The sequence below is a fragment of the Geobacter grbiciae genome, assembly GCF_018531165.1.
GTDB classification, from domain to species: domain Bacteria; phylum Desulfobacterota; class Desulfuromonadia; order Geobacterales; family Geobacteraceae; genus Geobacter; species Geobacter metallireducens.
Genome location: NZ_JAHDIW010000018.1, coordinates 11,678 through 31,252, shown reverse-complemented (window position 1 = coordinate 31,252; position 19,575 = coordinate 11,678). Strand labels below are relative to the sequence as shown.

Genomic DNA, 19,575 nt, shown 5'->3' with positions numbered 1-19,575 from the left:
TCGGCACTATATGACGGCCTTTTTTTCATGTCAAAGGCGAATATTCAAGGGAGAACAGGGGGGAACAGCGGGTTTGGAAACATTTTTCAGGAATGCCGGATACCACGTGCCCCTCCCGTAAAGGCAGGGGCACGCGACACTGGTCTGACTGGTCAGTCAGCGCTTGATCAGGCGGAGCACGAACAGCAGGACGATGGCGCCTGCCGTCGCGGTGACGAGTTGACCCAACATTCCGTAGGCGGAGAGGCCGAGAAGACCGAACAGGAAACCGCCAAGAAGTGCGCCGATGACACCGACGATGAGGTCTCCGGCGAGGCCGAAGCCACCACCTCTCATGATCTGGCCGGCCAGCCAGCCGGCGGCTATTCCGATCAGCAGAAACCAGAGTATGCTCATTGTTCTTCCTCCTGGGGAACGCCGCCCCCTCAGACTACGGGCGACGGTGCTACCGCCCCAGCCCCGCCAGATAGGCCGTCAGGAACTCGTCCCAGGCGGTCTTCTTGGTGAAGTCCAGGGTCTTGTAGAGGGGCGAGAGCTTCCTCTTGGGAAAGTAGATGGAGATCCCCCCGGAGTTGTCCACGCCCGTTCCCTTGTAGCCGGCGGCGACGATGGCAGCGGCGGCGGCATCCTTGACCTTGGCGCAGGCGGTCTTGACCGTCGGGCTTGCGACCCCTTTGCCGATGAGGTCGCAGAGGTCGAGGAGGTCGCAGTAGTCGTCGTAGGGGCGGCTGTACTCCTGCACCTGTGACCGGGCATTGACGAGGGCGGTGCGGGATGCTGCGTCGCCCAGGATTCCTGTCAGGGCCTTTGCCATACCGTCCACTGCTGTAGCGAGGGGGTTGAGCGCCAGGAGCTTCATGGCCGACTGGGTGACGTTTTCATTGGCCTTGTAGGAGGCCAGGTACTGGGCGACGATGGTTTTCGAGAGTTCTTCCGGGGTCATGGCCGGCTTGGCGGCCAGGGCCTTGAGGATCCGGTCGTAGGGCCACCCGTCGCCGGGCTCGGTCTCTTCGGAACCGACGCTGTAGTCGGCCACGTCGCGCATCTGGTAGGCCACCTCGGCCATGCTCATGAGGCAGGCATCCATGCCGACGATGTCGATCTTTCTCTTGAGTTTCTTCTTGATGGCGGTCAGCACCTTCTTTAGCTCGATGTTGTCGAGAAAGTCCTGGGCCTGGTCGTCGAAGGCGATTCCCCGTTGCTTGATGGCGGCTTCCACCGTGGTGCTGAAGAGGGCGCGGCGGGCACGCCTGATGCCGGCCCGGGCCTGGGCCAGGGGAATCGCCTTGGCTCCGGCGGTTGCCCCTCGGGTGGCCACCGGCTGGGCCTTGCGGGAGACAGGGGGCGCGGCCCCGCTGAAGACATCCCCCTGGTAGAGGTTAGCGTCGTCCCACCCGGCGCCGTGGTTCCAGAGGACCAGCAGGTAGTGGTCGGCCGGGTAGTTGGCGACCCCCCAGGTGACGAAATCCTCCAGCACCTTCGGGTCTCCCATGTTGGTCTCCCCGAGGGACTGCACCGCATCCTTGGCCAGCGGCGTTCCCTGTTTCAGGCAGTAGCGGATGGTTGCCTGCTTGGCACCGGCCCGGTCGAACTGGGCAAGGACGGCGATCTTGTCGGTTGTCCCCACCGTTTTCATCTCCTTCAGGTCCACCACGCCGGCGCTGTCCAGGTTGTTGTCGCCGGCGAGATAGACCATGATGGTCCAGTTCCTTTGGGTATTCGCTTTCGTGGTCATGGTGTCCTCCTCATGGTTGTGATTGGCAGCGAGTTGTCTGTTCATTGGGGAATATTATGGTTTGTTAGAGTATAGCCGCCATGGGCGCAGCGACAAGGGAAGAGGGTGAAATTACATCAATTGCTTCGGCTGCCTCCCCGTTTGACACGTGGCTGTTTCGAAGTACTATTGGGTGGTGTTAATGCCGGATCGCTGAAGCTTCCACGAGCGACAATAGGGCCGGCTTCAGCGGGAATGGGAATTGTTTGTGGATTGGGGCTTATTTTTGCCGATCGTTTCTTTGGGGAGGAGGTGGATCAACGACAGAGGGAAGGTGAGCTGACCTGCCATGGCGGTGAGGATGCACCGTTGGCGGTCCGGAAATTCGAACCCAGAAGGAGGACCAGGGATGGTTACAACGAGACTGTTGGCTACGGCAGCGACTCTGCTTCTCACCGCCGGCGGAGCGGCGGCGGGGACATCGGAATTGACGTGCAAGGAAGCGGTGGGGAAGAAGATATTCTTCGACCAGAGGCTTTCCGTGAACAAGAACCAGGCGTGCGCCGCGTGCCACGCCCCGGAGGTCGGCTGGACCGGCCCCGACCAGGAAATCAACAAGCATGGCGCGGTCTACGAAGGATCAATCGCGGGACAGTTCGGCAACCGCAAGCCCCCCAGCTCGGCCTATGCCACAACGAGCCCCTTCTTCCGCCTGGTGAACGTTTCCGACGCGGCGTTTGAGGGCGGAAACTTCTGGGACGGCAGGGCCCCCGGCGCGAAACTGGGGAACCCGGCCGCCGACCAAGCCCAGGGGCCGTTCCTAAACCCGAAGGAGCAGGCACTTCCGGATGCCGCATGTGTGGTGTACCGGGTGTGCAATTCACCGGACTACGGCATGCTTTTCCAGCAGGTCTGGCCCGGTGCGTGCGATATCGACTGGCCAACCACCATCGATTTCGAGAGCGCCTGTTCAAATCCGTCCCAGGGGCCATTCAGCCTGGATGCCATGACCAGGGCGAAGGTTGATGTGGCGTACAACGACGTCGCATACTCCATTGCCGCTTTCGAGGATTCCAAAGAAGTGAACGCCTTCTCGTCCAAGTATGACCAGTACCTGAAAGGGAAGGCCAGGCTGTCGGACAAGGAAAATTGGGGTCTCGCTCTCTTCAACGGTAAGGGAAAGTGCGCCAATTGCCACATAAGCACCGTGGAACGGAAATGCGCCAGCGGCATTGATTGCGGCTCGTCACGATGCCCCGACGTTGCCGATGACTGCGGGAAGTCGAATCCTATCTTCACGGATTACACCTTCGATAACCTGGGAGTTCCGAAAAACCCGGAGAACCCGTTCTACGGCCAGCCTGAAGGCGGACCGGGCTGGATCGATCCGGGGCTGGGCGGCTTCCTCAATAGCCGCATGGATTTCGCCATGTACGCCGACAAGAACTACGGCAAGCACAAGGTGCCGACCCTGCGGAACGTGGACAAGCGTCCCTATCCCATGTTCGTCAAGGATTACGGCCATAACGGCTACTTTAAGAGCCTGAAGGAGATTGTCCACTTCTACAACACCAGGGACAAGTTTCCCACCTGCAACCCGGGTGACCCCGGGGAGAAAATGACCTGCTGGCCGGCTCCGGAAGTGTCTGACAACGTGAACAAGACCGAATTGGGAAATCTCGGCCTGAGCGACATGGAAGAGGACGCCATCGTCGCGTTCATGAAGACCCTCTCGGACGGTTACCGGCAGTCTAATCAAGACTCTCAGTGAGCGATTCCGCAACCGACGTGGAGTCCCTGTCGGGGCTCCACGTCGGCGCATTTTTCGCCACTGGTTCCCGGGAGGGGCGGAGCTCTCGCGGAGAAGCGATCCCCGCAAAAAACCACCTCAGGCATGAGCGGAGGGAAAGCCCCGGGAACAGCTGTTCACGTGCCACGAAGACCGGCTGGTGACGCTGGATCGCTTCGGAGCGAGAGCTCCGCCCCTCCCCCATGCGCCGACACAATGTGAACATTCCTTCTTTAAATCCCTTGAAATTTACTTTAACTAAAATTAACATACCTATTGCCTGCTGCTGGGGGCTGGTGGAGTGTGTTGGTGCGTGAGTTCAGGCTGTTTGACGCCTGATTGTCGGGCTGTTGCGAACATGAGAATATCTGTTGTTTACTGTGCCTGAATTTTGTAATACTAGGGGCGCCCTGCACGGGTTGTTCGGCAATCCGCTGCAGGAAACCAACGGAGAAGGAGTTGTTGCATGAACAATCAGATGCAGGTGACCTACCTCAAGGAGTGGCAACACCTGGAGGAGTGTGCCGAATGCATGCTCCCCCTGATCGGCAAGCTTTACCGCGAGCATAACGTCGTGACCACGGTCTACGGCCGTACGCTCGTCAACAGCACCACCATCGACATTCTCAAATCCCATCGGTTTGCCCGGCTGATCCTCGATGACGAACTCTCCGTGCTCGACACCTTTCCCATCGTGGAGGCAATGACGCGGCTCGACCTGGCCCCGGCCCGGGTCGACATCGGCAAGCTGACCGTCCGCTACAAGGCCGAGGGGAGCGGGATCGGCGTGGATGATTTCGTGCGCCGGGAGCTGGCCTCCGTCAACACCGGCCGCAGCCCCATCCTGAGCGAGCCCCGCGACGTCGTCCTCTACGGTTTCGGCCGCATCGGCCGCCTCCTTGCCCGAATCCTCGTGGAGAAGGCGGGAAGCGGCGAGAAGCTCCGGATCAGGGCCGCCGTGGTCCGCAAGGGGGGCGCCGATGACCTGGCCAAGCGGGCGAGCCTCCTGCGCCGCGACTCGGTCCACGGTCATTTCAACGGCATCATCACCTTTGACGAGCAGGAAAACGCCATCATCGCCAACGGCAACATGATCCGCATCATCTACGCCGACGCGCCCGAGAACGTGGACTACACCCAGTACGGCATCAAGAACGCCATCCTCATCGACAACACTGGCAAGTGGCGCGACCGCGACGGCCTCGGCCGGCACCTGAAGGCCAAGGGAATTGACAAGGTCATTCTCACCGCCCCGGGCAAAGGGGACATCCCCAACATCGTGGCCGGCATCAACAACGAGCTGATCACCCCGGACGAGCATATCTTCTCCGCCGCCAGCTGTACCACCAATGCCATCGTCCCGGTGCTCAAGGCGGTCAATGACCGGTTCGGCATCGTCAGTGGCCACGTGGAGACCTGCCACTCCTACACCAACGACCAGAACCTCATCGACAACTATCACAAGGCGTCCCGCCGGGGCCGGAGCGCCCCCCTCAACATGGTCATCACCGAGACCGGCGCTGCCAAGGCCGTGGCCAAGGCGCTTCCGGAGCTGACCGGGAAGCTGACCGGCAACGCCATCCGGGTGCCGACCCCCAACGTCTCCCTGGCCATCCTCAATCTGGAACTGGGGCAGGAGGCAAGCGTTGCGGAGATCAACGGCTACCTGCGTCAAATCTCTCTTGATTCAGCGCTCCAGAACCAGATCGACTACACCAACTCGTCCGAGGTCGTTTCCAGCGATTTTGTCGGCTCGCGCCACGCCGGTGTGGTCGATTCCCTGGCAACCATCTCCCAGGGGAACCGCTGCGTCCTCTATGTCTGGTACGACAACGAGTTCGGCTACAGCTGCCAGGTGGTCCGGATGGTCCAGAAGATGGCCGGGGTGGAGCTGCCGTCCGTGCCGAACTGAGAACCGCATAAAATGAAAAGCGGCAATCGGAGGGAGTTGACATCCCTTCGCTTGCCGCTTTTTTTCAGTTCCCTTCGTTCCTCCCTTCCCACATACCCTTTCCCGCACAGAACGCTACCGCACCCCTTCCACCCGCAGCAGATGCACCGCCCCGGCCTCGTCACCGGTGACGACAGTTTTGCCGTCGGGCGTGATGGCGGCTGGTACCAGCGCACCGTCGCCGGTGAAGGTGGCAAGGGGCTTAAGTGCCTCCATGTCCCAGAGGATAAGGCTTCTATCGTCGGAGGCGGAGACGGCCCGGCGGCCGTCGGGGGTGACGGAGACGCTCCAGATCTCCCTGTTGTGGCCCCGCAGGGTGTACATGACCTGGCCGGTGGTGAGGTGCCAGAGTTTCAGGGTCCGGTCGCTGGAGGCGGTGAGAACCCGGAGTCCGTCGGGGAGGAAGACGCAGTCGTTCACCTGGTCCCGGTGCTGGGGAGGGTAGGGGCGAAGGCTTCCGGCGCGGAGATCCCGGATGATGAAGGTTGGGAAGTGGGCCACAAGGGCCAGGAGCGTGCCGTCGGGGGAGACATCGGTAACCCGGGCCGGGGAAGGGAGACCCGTGACGCCGAGTGGGTGGAAGGTTTCCAGATCCCACTCCCGCAGGGTGGAGTCCTGGCCGGCGGAAAAGGCACGCCGGCCATCGGGGGTGACTATCACCGACCAGACTTCCGCGTCGTGGCCCCGGAAAACCCAGAGTTCCCGCCGCTCCTCCAGGTCCCAGACCCGCACGGTGCGGTCGTGGGAGGCGGTGACGGCCCGGCGGCCGTCAGGGGTGATGGCCACGTCGCGTACCCAGGTTTCGTGGCCGGTGAGAGAAAATATCTCGGCGCCGGTGGCGGCTCCCCAGACCTTGATTTTTCGGTCCCAGGAGGCGGTGACGAACCGGTTTCCGGAAGGGGTGAAGACCGCGGCAGTGACCGTGGCACCGTGGCCGGTGAGTGGCGGCGAGGCAGTGGCGCCGGCCAGATTCCAGACCTTGAGGGTGGTATCCTGGGCGGCGGAGACGGCGGTGGCGCCGTCGGGCGTTATGGCCGCGGCGCTCACCTTGAAGGTGTGTCCCCGCAGGACCTCCCGCGCCCGGGGTTGCTCCAGGTCCCAGCGCCTCAGGGTGAAATCCCAGGAGCCCGAGACGATCTCCCGTCCGTCCGGGGAGACCGTGACGGAACTGACCCCATCGGTATGACCGTAGTAGGTCCAGAGCTCGGTCCCTTCCGCCAAATCCCACCGCTTCAGGGTGCAATCTTCCGAGCCGGAGACGAACTGACGGCCATCGGGGGTCACTGTCACGGCCAGCACCTGCCGGCTGTGCCCCTCGAAGGCGCGGCGAAGCTCACCGTTTGCAGGGTTCCAGGCCTTGATGGTCCGGTCGAAGGAGGCCGAGAGGAGGGTCTGGCCGTCGGGGGTGACGGCCAGGGCGTTTATCCCGTAAGTATGTCCCCAGATGATTCCCCGCTCCTGGCCGGTTTCCGGGTCCCAGAGCCGCACCACGTTGTCCCAGGAGCCCGAGGCCAGCCAACTGCCGTCGGGCGCCGCTGCCAGGGAGCTGACCGGCAGGGTGTGTCCCCGTAGGATCAGGAGGCATTCGCCGGTTTCCGTATCCCAGAGCCGGACGGTGGCGTCCCGGGAGCCGGAAGCGATCCGTCTGCCGTCCGGAAAGACCGCCACGGCCAACACTTCGGACTCGTGCCCCTTGAGAACCATCAGTTCCGCGCCGCTCGCCAGGTCCCAGACCCGCAGCGTCGCGTCGTCGGCAGCAGAGATGGCCCGGCTGCCGTCGGGGGTGATGGCGACACCCCGCACCGGATGGGTGTGGGTGCCGAGGATCCGCTCGATGGCCCCCCCAGCCTGATAGAGGGAAGGGGTTGCCGGCTTCAGCCACCCATTGCCCCGGTGGGCTCCTGCCTGAGTGATGAGCGCCCGGAGTTCCGGTTCCTGCCGCGACAGGAGCCGACCCGTCAGTTGGCCGGCGAACTGGGATTTGTCCACGGCCACGACGCTTGTCGAAAGCCGCAGGGCATGGGCCAGGTGGACGATGGCCGGCTCGGGGGGGAGAAGATTCAGATCCGCCAGGAGCGCGGCCACGTCGAGGGCTTGGAGCTTCGTTTGGAGCCAGACGAAATCGAAGATAAGGGACCGCAGCACTGCTTCCTTGCCCGCGCCGGCCAGGTGGAAGGGGAGTTCGGCCAGGGGACGGGGGTGCTCCGGATTCCACTCTCCGTCGGCACCGTTTTTCCGGGCCCCTGCCCGAAAGTAGCCGGCCAGCCGTTCGTGGGCCTGCCGAAACTGGCTGCTCGGCAGCGCGACAGGGGGATCCATGGCCAGGTAGCGCCGGAAGGCGGCAAAGCGGAGCTGCTCGTGGAAGAAGCCGATGAGCCCTCCGCCCCCCTCCTCGCCGGACGGGCGGAGAAAAGGCTCCAGGGCGCGGTAAAAGCGGGTCCAGAAGAGGGGTGATGTGGCCTCGCCCCCATCCCTGATGAGGTCGATAATTTCCGGCTCCAGGAGTCCGTCCCGGGAAACGGCCACGGCCGACAGTGCTGCAGCGGCCAGATCGGCGCCGTGGTCCCGCTCAAGCCGTTCGAGGATCTGGTCGAAGAGCTCCGTCACCGTCGGCGGCAAGGCCGCGATCCGCTCCGGAAGGGTCTCGAAGTCGCCGTGGCAGCAGAGTTCCTCCAGGGCCGCCACGAGGTAGAGGGGGAGGGCCGCGTCTGGCCGGGCCGCGGTGTCCAGGAGCAGGGCCTGCTGGGTGGCGGAGAGCCTCTTCCCCCGCCGGGCCAGATGCTCTTCTGTGAGGGTGGCGCGAGAGTCGGCCGGTAGCGGGGGGAGGATAACGAGGTGATCGGCCGGCAGGCGCTCCGTCAGTCGGTCGAGGCAGGGGCCGGCAAGGGTGCTGGCCACTACCTTTACCGTTGGCGCCAGGGTTCGGGGAAACCAGTCCAGCCCGTGGCTCCCCCCCAACGGGTCCAGTTGGTTGAGAGCGTCGATGAAAAGCGCCACCGGCCGCACTGCCCCGGCAGCGGCCAGGAAGGCGGGGAGCTGGAGTCGCAGCTTGTCGGGGTCGGGAGATGGTTCCAAATCCAGGCGGCAGGCGCGGCGGAGCTGCTCGCAGAGGGAGCGGAGCATGGCGGTGACCTCCGTGGATCCGGGGGCCGCTCCCACAAACCAGGGGATCACCACCATGTCGGGGGATTTTTCCCGCAAGCGTTCGACGCAGGCTGCCATAAGTGTCGACTTGCCGCAACCAGGTAAACCGGTAAGTATGTATGGCGATTGGTCGCCTTGGTCCTGGATGTACCCCATGACCAAGGCTATCCCGTCGTCACGGCCCAGGCAGCGAGCAGCCCGCTCCCGGGCGAATCGCGTGTGCCACGACTGTCCCGTGATCTCCGGGCGCTTCCCGTTTTTCAGGAGCGGCTCAATGGCCCACCAGAGATCGTTGAGGACCCTGGTCCCGAATTCCTCCATCCCCGTAAGGGCAATGGTGCCGTGGTCAGCCACCGCCTGGCGGGCCTTCTCGCTGATTATGCCCCACTCTTCCGGCTTGATGACACCGTCCTGCAGTGCGCTGCCAGCCTCCGCTGCCGGCAGAAAGAGGGGGTCGATCCTGAATCCGCCGAAGCCGGCCCGGTACTGCCGCACGATCAGGTTTGGTCCGGCTGCGGCGCGGAGTTCCTCCCGCAGGCGGGACAGCCGCTGTTGAGCCTCGGTGTCGGCCTCCGCAAAGATCGGAATGCAGGCTGGGGGGAATGCGGGGTGGCGATGGATTCCCTCGGAGCGCAGGAAGATGAGGGCTTTCCCTTGGGGGAGGCTGCGGCTGAGTGCGCCGTGCCTCATCTCAAGGGCCGTCACCGACTCCCCGGCGCCGAGGAGTCCGGCTCGCTGCCAGAGGCGGGTGAGGGTATCGGCTGTTTCCGGGGAGATTGCCGCGTCCCTCCGGAGCCGGAAACGGGCCGGCAGCGTGGTCCGGTCCCACTGGTAGCAGGTGTCCACGAGGGTGATCTCCTCCTCGCTCAACTGCCCACCGTCCCGCACCGCGGCAAAGAGCTCCGCCGGCACCTCCTCCGGAGGCGGTACCCAGCCGTACCGATCCCCCAGAAGTCCCAGGAAAAGATCGCATCGTCCGATCTCGTCGAGGCAGACCGAGAGTGCCCCCCGTTGCCGGGACTCCTCCTCCGTCACCCCCCAGCGGAGATCCACCCCCACGAACTCCGCACCCCGCCGCCGGCAGCGGCTCCGCAGTTCCGGAAAGACGACCCGGTTCAGCCAGTCCCGCTCCGCGTGCATGTCGCGGAAGGTGGAGGATATGAAGAGGCGGATGATTTTCATGTATCCAACTTCTCGGCTAAAGGTGTTCCTTCGTGGGTGAAAAGTTTGTTCGTGTCGAGAACATGGACCTGGCCGGTCCGTTTGTTGACCTCGTCGTGCATGTGCTCGGTGCCGCCGGGGCCGTCACCTCCCTTGCGGTTCCAGAGACAGATGAAGTGGACCTTCTCTTCCCCCCAGGCAAGGGCCGTGTAGAGGAGCCAGAGGTTGGTGCGGACGTAGGGGCTCAGGTCGGCGGGACACGGCTCCAGTTCGTCGGGCATGACGAAGAGGGTGACGAGGGGATTGTTCTTTATGGCGAAGAACCGGTCGCGCCACTCTTCTCCCGCGAAGGTGACGGAGCGGGTGAGGAACTCGGGAATCCCGAATGGTATCCCCATATCCACCCGAACCCCCCGAGCGAGGCATGCCTCTGCAAAGAGGATGTCGCCGCCGCATGCGCCGCTGCAAAGGGCGAGATCGTCGGGGCCGGCACCCAGTTCGTCTAGCTTGGCGGCGATGGCTGCTGCGGCGACAGTCTCCTTGTCGGCAGGAAATCGGGGCTCGGGGCGGTCGGGGGCGTCGATCATGTGGCCGCTGAAGAGAAAGACCTGCCGCGGCTCCCACGGTGTGGGGGGTGGGCTTGTTTTGCGGTTGTGCCCGAAGGCGTGAAGGGGCATGGGGGCTCCCGTGTGTGCGAAGGGTCGCGTGTGTCGTCTTTCATTATAATGGAAAATTGGAGGGTTGCTACCAGAAGTTGGAAAAGTGCGGCACGCTTGCTCGGGGAAGATGTTGTTAAAATGGGATTAGCTGCTGTTAAATTGATGGGTTAGCTTGTGCGTGGCACGGTTTCACGATGCGTCTGCCATGTTGACACTTCCCGCTCTTTCGTGCCATAATCGTCAGAATTTTTTAGTCAAAGTAAAATTGTCCTTCCTCTGCAACATCACACAGGTACCCCATGAGTTTTGTGCACCTCCATCTCCATACCCAATATTCCCTCCTCGATGGCGCGATACGCCTCGGCGATCTGATAAAGAAAGCCAAGGATACCGATATGCCCGCCGTGGCCATCACCGACCACGGGGTCATGTTCGGCGCCATGGAGTTCTACCTCAAGTGCAAGGACAAGGGGGTGAAGCCGATTATCGGCTCCGAGGTCTATATCGCCCCCGGCTCCCGCTTCGTGAAGGAGGTGAAGGGGGGAGAGGCCGGCGCCGGTTACCACTTGCTCCTTCTCTGTGAGAACATGACCGGCTACCGGAACCTGTCGAAGCTGGTTTCCGTCGGGTTCAAGGAGGGCTTCTACTACAAGCCCCGCATCGACAAGGAGGTTCTTGCCCAGTACTCCGAGGGGCTCATCTGTCTCTCCGCCTGCCTGAAGGGTGAGGTGGCCTACCTCTGTGAGCGGGACCGGATGGAGGAGGCGATTGGGGTGGCCCGCTGGTACTCGGACCTCTTTCCGGACCGCTACTACATCGAGCTTCAGGAAAACGGTCTTGCGGAGCAGGATAAGGCCAACAAGGGGCTCCTGGAGGTGGCGCGGGAGGTTGGGCTGCCGCTGGTGGCCACCAACGACTGCCACTACCTGAACCGGGAGGATGCCCGCGCCCATGAGGTGCTCCTCTGCATCCAGACCGGAAAGACCATGAACGATTCGGCGCGGATGCGCTTTTCCACCGACGAGTTTTACGTGAAAACTCCGGAGGAGATGGCCGCCGCGTTCCACTATGCGCCGGAGGCCGTCTCCAATACCGTTAAGATTGCCGAACGGTGCAACCTCGACTTTGATTTCAAGACCTACTACTTCCCCCAATTCGATCCCCCCGTGGGGCAGACCCTCGATCAGATGCTGGAGGATGCGGCCCGCAAGGGTCTTGAGATCCGGCTCAGGGAGATCCGGCTCAAAATCCCCGACATGACTCCGGAGCAGGAGCAGAAGTACTGGGAGCGGTTGCGCATCGAGCTGGACTGCATCACGCAGATGGGGTTCCCCGGCTATTTCCTCATCGTGGCCGATTTCATCAACTGGGCCAAGGACCACGGCATCCCCGTGGGTCCGGGCCGGGGCTCGGCGGCCGGTTCCCTGGTTGCCTATTCCATCCGGATCACCGACCTGGATCCGCTCCCCTACAATCTCCTCTTCGAGCGCTTCCTGAACCCGGAACGGATATCCATGCCTGATATCGATGTGGACTTCTGCCAGGACCGCCGCGAGGAGGTTATCCACTACGTCACCGAGAAATACGGCCGCGACCAGGTCTGCCAGATCATTACCTTCGGGACCATGTCGGCCCGGGCCGTTATCCGCGACGTGGGGCGCGCCCTGGACATGACCTACGGCGAGGTGGACCGGATTGCCAAGCTGGTGCCGGAAGTCCTCGGCATCAAGCTGAAGGACGCCATCGCCCAGGAACCCCGCCTGAAGGAAGCGGCCGAGGCCGATCCCAGGGTGAAGGAGCTCCTGGATATCGGCCTCTGCCTCGAAGGTCTTGCGCGCCACGCCTCCACCCACGCGGCCGGCGTCGTGGTGGCCCCCAAGGTGCTCGAAGAGTTCTGCCCCGTTTACAAGGACCAGAAGACCGGTTCCCTCACCACCCAGTACTCCATGAAGTACGTGGAGAAGATCGGCCTCGTGAAGTTCGACTTCCTGGGACTCAAGAACCTGACGGTCATCCATAACGCGGTGAAGATCATCCGGGCCGGCAAGGACCCCGACTTCGACATCGCGGCCCTGCGGGACGACGACCGGGCCAGCTACGACCTCATCTCCGCCGGCAATACCACCGGCGTGTTCCAGCTGGAATCCAGCGGCATGAAGGATATGCTCGTAAAGCTGAAGCCTTCCTGCTTCGAGGACGTCATCGCCGCCTGCGCCCTCTACCGGCCGGGCCCCCTCGGCTCGGGGATGGTGGACGACTTCATCGACCGCAAGCACGGCCGCAAGAAGGTGGTCTACGACCTGCCGCAACTGGAGCCGATCCTCAAGGACACCTACGGGGTAATCGTCTACCAGGAGCAGGTTATGCAGATCGCCCGGACCCTGGCGGGCTACTCCCTGGGTGGCGCCGACCTGCTGCGCCGCGCCATGGGTAAGAAGGACCCGGCTGAGATGGCCAAGCAGCGGGACATCTTCCTGGAAGGGGCCAAGAACGGTGGGGTTGATCTCCAGAAGGCGGGGGCAATCTTCGACCTCATGGCCAAGTTTGCCGAATACGGCTTCAACAAGTCCCACTCGGCCGCCTACGCTCTGGTTGCCTACCAGACCGCTTATCTCAAGGCCCACTACCCGGTGGAGTTTCTGGCTGCCCTACTCACCGAAGACATGGGAAACACCGACAAGGTGGTGAAGACCATTTCCGACTGCCGGGAGATGGGGATCGAGATCCTCCCCCCCGACATCAACGATTCCCATCTCTCCTTCCGGGTTATGGGGAACTCTATCCGTTTCGGCCTCGGGGCCGTGAAAAATGTGGGCGAAGGGGCCATCGAGGCGATTATCGAAGCGCGGAAAGAGGGGAATTTCAAGGATCTCTTCGACTTCTGCGAGCGGGTCGATCTCCACAAGGTCAACAAGCGGGTGGTGGAATCCCTCGTCAAGTGCGGTGCCTTCGACTCCACGGGTGGCCGCCGCTCCCAGCTCATGTCGGCCCTGGAGGATGCCATGGCCATCGGCCAGAAGATCCAGCAGGAGCGGGAGAGCGCCCAGGTCTCCCTCTTCGGTGTCGAAGAGATTATCCGCACCAACGGCAATGGCAAAGGGAAGACGCAACTCCCAGATATCCCCGAGTGGGATGACAAGCTGAAGCTGGGTCTGGAGAAGGAGGCCCTCGGCTTCTTCATCACCGGCCACCCCCTGGGGCGCTACGAGAAGGAAATCAAGCGCTTCGCCAACGTGGATACCGCCACCCTCGACGAGCGCGCCGACAAGAGCGAGGTTAAGCTCTGCGGCATCGTCACCTCCCTCAAGGAGCTGATCACCAAGAAGGGGGACCGGATGGCCTTCGCCACCCTGGAGGATCTGCTCGGTTCCGTGGAGGTGGTGGTCTTCCCCGAGGCTTTTGCCGCCGGGTCCGAGTACCTCAAATCCGACGATCCGCTCCTCATATCGGGCACCATCGACAAGGGGGAGAAGAGCATCAAGATCATGGCCAATGAGGTGATGCTCCTGCGAGACGTGAGCAGCCGGGAAACGGAACGAGTGATCTTCAATCTTGTGGGCGACGGCCTCGACCGGAGCCGCCTGGAGACCCTTAAGGGGATCATGCGCCGCCACCCCGGCAGCTGCAAGGCGCTTCTGGCCATCGAGATACCGGCCCAGTGCCGGGCCACCATCGCCCTTTCCGATTCGTACCAGGTGGCCCCCACCGAGGAACTCTCCCTTGAAGTGAAGAACCTCTTCGGCTATCATGCCGTGTCTTTTGAGTAACCGCCTCGCAGCGTTGACAATACATCAGAAAGAATCGTGCAAAGGAGACGTTAATGGCTTCCCAATATCAACTTGAATTCGAAAAGCCGGTGTTTGAGCTGGAGCAGAAAATCCAGGAGCTGGCCGACATTGCCGGCGACAATGTGGAACTGAAGACCGAAGTCGCCAAGCTGGAGAAAAAGGTCGACAAGATGCGGGAGGTGATCTTCGCCAACCTCTCCCGCTGGCAGATGGTCCAGGTGGCCCGCCACATCGAGCGCCCCTTCACCCTCGACTACATCACCCACATCTTCACCGACTTCGTGGAGCTCCATGGCGACCGCCTTTTCGGTGACGACCACGCCATCGTCGGCGGCATGGCCAAGCTGGACGGCGAGCCGGTCATGGTCATCGGCCACCAGAAGGGGCGCGACACCAAGGAGAAGGTCTACCGCAACTTCGGTATGCCCAACCCCGAGGGTTACCGCAAGGCCCTGCGCCTCATGGAGATGGCCGAGCGGTTCCGGATGCCGATCATCACCTTCGTCGACACCCCCGGCGCCTACCCCGGCATCGGCGCCGAGGAGCGGGGCCAGGCCGAGGCCATTGCCCGCAACCTCCGCGAGATGGCGGCGCTGACCGTGCCGATCATCGTGGTCATCACCGGCGAAGGGGGCTCCGGTGGGGCCTTGGCCATTGCCGTGGGAGACCGGGTTCTGATGCTCGAATACTCCATCTACGCCGTCATTTCCCCCGAGGGGTGCGCCGCCATCCTCTGGTCCGACGGCACCAAGGGGGCCCAGGCCGCCGAGGCCCTGAAGCTGACCGCCCCCGACCTCAAGGAGCTGGACGTCATCGACGAGATCGTGAAGGAGCCCCTGGGTGGTGCCCACCGGGACCACGAGACCATGGCCAAGAACCTCCACGAGGCCCTTGCCCGGCACCTGAAGGAACTGAAGGCACTTTCCGTGGAGCAACTCGTTGAGGGGCGGTACCAGAAGTTTAGGAAGATGAGCCGGTTTGCGGAATAGAGCAGGCTGAAGACTGAAGGCTGAAGACGGGGGCTGAAGGCTAGGGGTTTTGGGTGGAAGGTTTTTGCCTTCAGCCTTCAGCCTTTAGCCTTCAGTCTTTTCAGGAGGATAATATGGAAGAACGGCTGCAGAAAATACTCTCCCAGGCCGGCATCGCCTCCCGCCGGGAGGCTGAACGGATGATCACCGACGGGCGCGTGGCGGTGAACGGCAAGCCGGTCATCGAGCTTGGCGCCAAGGCTGACTCCTCCCGCGACGCGATCACTGTTGACGGCAAGCCGGTCACCGTGGACGAGAAGCGGGTCTACATCCTTCTCAACAAGCCGGTGGGGTATGTGACCACCCTCAAGGACCCCGAGGGACGCCCCATTGTGACCGACCTCCTGAAGGGGCTCGGAGTGCGGGTCTTTCCCGTGGGCCGCCTCGACTACAATACCGAGGGGCTCCTTCTCCTCACCAACGACGGAGCTTGGGCCAACCGCCTTGCCCATCCGCGACACGAGGTGGACAAGGAGTACCTCGTTCGGGTGAGGGGGACGGTTGCCCGGGAGCAGATCACCCGCCTGGAGCAGGGGATTGAGCTGGAGGACGGCAAGGCCGCGCCGGCACGGGTTTCGGTGACCAAGCAGAGCGACAACAATACCTGGGTTTCCATCACCATCCACGAGGGGCGCTACCGGCAGGTCCGCCGGATGTGCGAAGCGGTCAGCCTCTCCGTGGTGCGGCTCCGGCGGGTGCGCTACGGCGCCCTCTCCATGGGAGACCTGAAGATCGGCGAATATCGGCATCTCACGTCCGGAGAAGTGGCCGCACTGGCAGACGGGAAGATCGGCGCACGCGGTGGGGCGCCGCGGCGCCGGGGGCCTTCTGCTCCGCCACGGAAAGGATAACTGTGTAGCGCCGTCGTAACCAGTGTAACGATTCGTGGACAGGGGTGCACATTTTGTGGGCATTACATGGCTGTGACGAAGAGTGCTTCGGCACGCAGGGAGGCCCTGCGGGCGACAAATCAGGCATCCGGAGAGGTTCTGAAAGAATATTTTTTAATTTGATCATTGGCAAGTTCATTGCATGATAGTTGATAAGAGGCTGGCTCTTCGAGATGTTTTCCAGGAAGGGAAGAAGGAGGTTGCCAATGTTTGTGAACTGCTACGATGGGTATGGAATCTGCCTGTTTTCAGTGACGCTCAAGGAAGGCGTCGAGGCCAAGAGGCTCGGAAATCACATCTATAGCCAGCATGACCTTGTGGACCACTGGAGTGTTACCGCCTGTCCCGAAGGGGCGGTGGTGAGGTACTGACCTTCTGCTCAATTGCGGGCGGATGCGACATGACACCGACTTGCTGTAAAATATAGGTTGACCCCTCGGCGTGAACGGGGCGTTTGCCGCTAAGACCGATGAAGAGAAAGGGCATCCCAATGGGTGTCCTTTTTTTTGTTAAGGATCGCAGGTCGTGGCGATGGCATGCCGCTTTCGGGGTTCGAATCAGATAGTCCGGGAACGCTCTCCGTTCCGCATAAGTTCCGCTTGAATATTAATGATTACACGATACTGTTTAGTGACGTCATAAGCGGATGAAGAGGGGGGAGCCGTTGAAGGGGGAAGGCAAAAAGTTACGGATAGGTGAAGATACCCGGTCGACGGGCCGGAACAAACAGCACAGCAGCAGGGTAAAGGGGAGCGAGGAGGAAATTTCCTTTCTTGCCGATTTGCTTGAAGGCTCCAATCAGCCCTTTGGCATTGGTTATCCGGACGGAAGAATCGGTCACGTGAACGGCGCTTTCGAGCGGCTTACCGGCTACAGCAGGGAAGAGTTGCGGACCATGAACTGGAGCAGTTCTCTCACTCCGCCGGAATGGCTGGACAGGGAACGGGCGATACGGGAGGAGATTTGCCGCACCGGCGAGTCCATTAGGTATGAAAAGGAATACATCCGGAAAGATGGCGCGCGGATCCCGGTCGAACTTCTCGTCCATGTCAAAAAGGATGAAGCAGGCAGCCCCCTCTATTACTACTCCTTCATAACCGACATAACCGAGCGCAAGAGACTCGATGAGCGGATAAGTCGTCTTTCCTATTTCCCCCGGTTCAACCCGAATCCGATTGTCGAGACCGATTACGCCGGAAGGGTAACCATCTGTAATCCGGCCACGCACAAGGTTCTTGAGAGTATCGGCGCCGGAGGAGACCCCGGCCTGTTTGTCCCTGCTGATCTGGGCACTATTCTCCATGGGTGGGACGGAAAAAGCGAAGCGAGCACCATCCGCGAGCTTGCCATCGGCCCGAGGGTCTTCCGGGAGACCATTTTTCTGACTCCCCAGTTTCCTGTCGTGCGTATCTATCTCCACGATATCACCGATATCAGGCAGGTCGAGAAGGCATTGCGGACAAACGAGGAACGGCTTCAACTCTTCATCGAGCACGCTCCCGCGGCCCTCGCGATGTTTGATCGCGACATGCGTTATCTGTATGTCAGCCGGCGCTGGTTGAGCGACTACGGGCTCGGCGACCGTGATCTCCGTGGATTGAGCCACTACGAGGTTTTTCCGGAGATCTCCAACGGGTGGAAGGAGGCCCATCGTCGCGGCTTGGCCGGGGAGGAACTGCGCTCGGAAGGGGACCGTTTCATGCGGGCCGACGGCTCGCTGCAGTGGATACGGTGGGAGATTCATCCCTGGCACGATTCGTCGGACCAAGTGGCTGGAATTGTTATTTTCTCCGAAGACATCACCGAGAGTAAGAAGGCAGAGGAAAAGATTTTACTGTTAAACCAGCAATTGGAACAGCGGGCAGCCGAGTCGCAGCTTATCCTCGATACCTCGCCCATCGGCCTGGCTATTGCCAACGATCCCCAAGGCGTCATGATTCGGGGGAATCCGGCCCTGGAAAAGTTGCTTGGAGTAACGGCCGGCAGCGAACTTTCCAAAAATGCGTTCAACTCGGCAGGTTATCGGGTTTTCAAGAATGGGGAGGCGATTGCTCCATCGCAATTGCCCATGCAACGGGCTGCCCGCGGTGAACCCGTTTCCGGAGAAACCCTCGACATCGTACGGGAGGATGGGACCGGTCTGAATCTGTACTGCTCCGCAGCAACGCTGCGGGATAATGAAGGAAAGCCATGCGGGGCCGTCGGTGCCTTTATGGATATAACCGAACGCAAGGAGTTGGAGGATGTTGTCATCAAGAGCCAGCTCGACACCTATGCCATCCTTGACAACATCCCCTTTAATGCCTGGCTCAAGGACACGGAAGGTCGCTATGTGAAGGTGAATTGGCAGTTCGCTACATTCTGCGGCTACACATCGCCGAAAGAGGTTGTCGGGAAAACGGACATGGACCTCTGGCCTATGCACATGGCCGAGGCATATTGCGCCGACGATCAGGACGTCATGAGGAGCGGCCAGAGAAAATTAATCGAAGAACAACAGGTTGTTGAGCATGGAGAGGAGAGGTGGTTTGAAACGTTCAAGGCACCCCGGTTTGACCAGAACGGCACGGTCATCGGCACGACCGGCATTGCCAAAGACATCACCGAAGCCAAGAGGGCCGTGGAAGCTTTGCAGTCTATCCGCAACGAATTGGAGCAGAAGGTTGCGGAGCGAACCTGGGAGCTCGCTACCACGCTCAATGACTTGCGAAAAGAGAGCTCGGACCGTATCCAGGCTCTGGAGGCGCTCCGCGAACAGGAGCGGCTCCTCATCCATCAGGGGCGTCTCGCGGCCATGGGGGAGATGATCGGCAATATCGCGCACCAGTGGCGGCAGCCGTTGAATACGCTGGGGCTCATCATTCAGGGGCTCTCCATGAGTGAAGAGTTGGGCGAGCTCACGAAAGACCACCTTGATGAAAGAGTTAACCGGGCCATGCAGCTGATTTATCACATGTCCCAGACCATCGACGACTTCAGGAATTTCTTCAGGCCCGACAAGGAAAAGGTACGGTTTGAAATGAAGCAGGCGATCAACAACGCTCTCTCCCTTATGGAAGATAACTTCAGGAGTCTCGGGATAGTGGTTTCGTTCGACTCCGCACAGGACATGTCTATCGCCGGATATCCCAATGAATTTTCCCAAGCACTCCTCAATATTCTCATGAATGCCCGGGATGTCCTCCAGGAGCGGAAGGTGGAGGCCCCGCGTGTCTTGGTGCGCCTGTTCGCGGAAGATAACCGTGCTGTGGTCACCATTGCGGACAATGGTGGTGGTATTGATAGGGAGATCATTGGAAAGGTATTCGATCCGTACTTCACCTCAAAGGGACCGAGCAGCGGTACAGGGCTCGGGCTCTTCATCGCGAAGACCATTATCGAAAAGAACATGGGTGGTACGCTCACCGTGCGCAATAGCGGCGAAGGAGCGGAATTCAGGATAGAGGTCTGA

At 61.5% G+C, this 19,575-nt stretch carries 12 protein-coding genes; 8 read left to right on the top strand and 4 right to left on the bottom strand.

Features of this window, described 5'->3' with window-relative positions:
* Nucleotides 1-156: 156 nt before the first annotated feature.
* Complete coding sequence (locus KJB29_RS16585) at nt 157-396, bottom strand: GlsB/YeaQ/YmgE family stress response membrane protein (RefSeq protein WP_215735458.1); 240 nt, start codon at nt 394-396, stop codon at nt 157-159.
* Between the two features lie 49 nt (nt 397-445).
* The gene (locus KJB29_RS16580) at nt 446-1,735 is read right to left on the bottom strand and encodes a clostripain-related cysteine peptidase (RefSeq protein ID WP_215735457.1); all 1,290 of its coding nucleotides are present in this window, start codon (nt 1,733-1,735) and stop codon (nt 446-448) included.
* Between the two features lie 388 nt (nt 1,736-2,123).
* Here KJB29_RS16580 and KJB29_RS16575 point away from each other — a divergent pair, with 388 nt between their 5' ends.
* From KJB29_RS16575 to KJB29_RS16565, 3 genes are all read left to right on the top strand, one after another.
* On the top strand, nt 2,124-3,485 hold the full coding sequence (locus KJB29_RS16575) for a cytochrome-c peroxidase (protein ID WP_215735456.1): 1,362 nt from the start codon (nt 2,124-2,126) through the stop codon (nt 3,483-3,485).
* Nucleotides 3,482-3,667 (top strand): hypothetical protein, encoded by a 186-nt coding sequence (locus KJB29_RS16570; RefSeq protein ID WP_215735455.1) that lies wholly within the window; start codon nt 3,482-3,484, stop codon nt 3,665-3,667. The genes KJB29_RS16575 and KJB29_RS16570 overlap by 4 nt, the downstream gene beginning before the upstream one ends.
* 302 nt (nt 3,668-3,969) lie before the next feature.
* Complete coding sequence (locus KJB29_RS16565; protein ID WP_215735454.1) at nt 3,970-5,415, top strand: glyceraldehyde-3-phosphate dehydrogenase; 1,446 nt, start codon at nt 3,970-3,972, stop codon at nt 5,413-5,415.
* A 114-nt stretch (nt 5,416-5,529) separates the two neighbouring features.
* Here KJB29_RS16565 and KJB29_RS16560 read toward each other — a convergent pair whose 3' ends face one another.
* Together KJB29_RS16560 and KJB29_RS16555 are read right to left on the bottom strand one after the other, a co-directional pair.
* Nucleotides 5,530-9,780, bottom strand: a complete 4,251-nt coding sequence (locus KJB29_RS16560) for a DUF4062 domain-containing protein (RefSeq protein ID WP_215735453.1) — start codon at nt 9,778-9,780, stop codon at nt 5,530-5,532.
* On the bottom strand, nt 9,777-10,436 hold the full coding sequence (locus KJB29_RS16555; protein WP_215735452.1) for a hypothetical protein: 660 nt from the start codon (nt 10,434-10,436) through the stop codon (nt 9,777-9,779). The genes KJB29_RS16560 and KJB29_RS16555 overlap by 4 nt, the downstream gene beginning before the upstream one ends.
* A gap of 281 nt (nt 10,437-10,717) precedes the next feature.
* Between KJB29_RS16555 and dnaE the strand changes: the two genes are divergently transcribed.
* The 5 genes from dnaE (at nt 10,718) to KJB29_RS16530 (ending at nt 19,575) form a co-directional block, all read left to right on the top strand.
* The gene (gene dnaE, locus KJB29_RS16550; protein ID WP_215735451.1) at nt 10,718-14,185 is read left to right on the top strand and encodes a DNA polymerase III subunit alpha; all 3,468 of its coding nucleotides are present in this window, start codon (nt 10,718-10,720) and stop codon (nt 14,183-14,185) included.
* Between the two features lie 53 nt (nt 14,186-14,238).
* Nucleotides 14,239-15,195 carry an acetyl-CoA carboxylase carboxyltransferase subunit alpha gene (locus KJB29_RS16545; protein WP_215735450.1) on the top strand — a complete coding sequence of 319 codons (957 nt, stop codon included), beginning with the start codon at nt 14,239-14,241 and terminating at the stop codon, nt 15,193-15,195.
* Nucleotides 15,196-15,308: 113 nt separating this feature from the next.
* On the top strand, nt 15,309-16,085 hold the full coding sequence (locus tag KJB29_RS16540; protein WP_215735449.1) for a pseudouridine synthase: 777 nt from the start codon (nt 15,309-15,311) through the stop codon (nt 16,083-16,085).
* A 251-nt stretch (nt 16,086-16,336) separates the two neighbouring features.
* Entirely contained in the window at nt 16,337-16,495 is a 159-nt protein-coding gene (locus tag KJB29_RS16535) for a hypothetical protein (protein ID WP_215735479.1), read from the top strand.
* A 275-nt stretch (nt 16,496-16,770) separates the two neighbouring features.
* Complete coding sequence (locus KJB29_RS16530; RefSeq protein ID WP_215735448.1) at nt 16,771-19,575, top strand: PAS domain S-box protein; 2,805 nt, start codon at nt 16,771-16,773, stop codon at nt 19,573-19,575.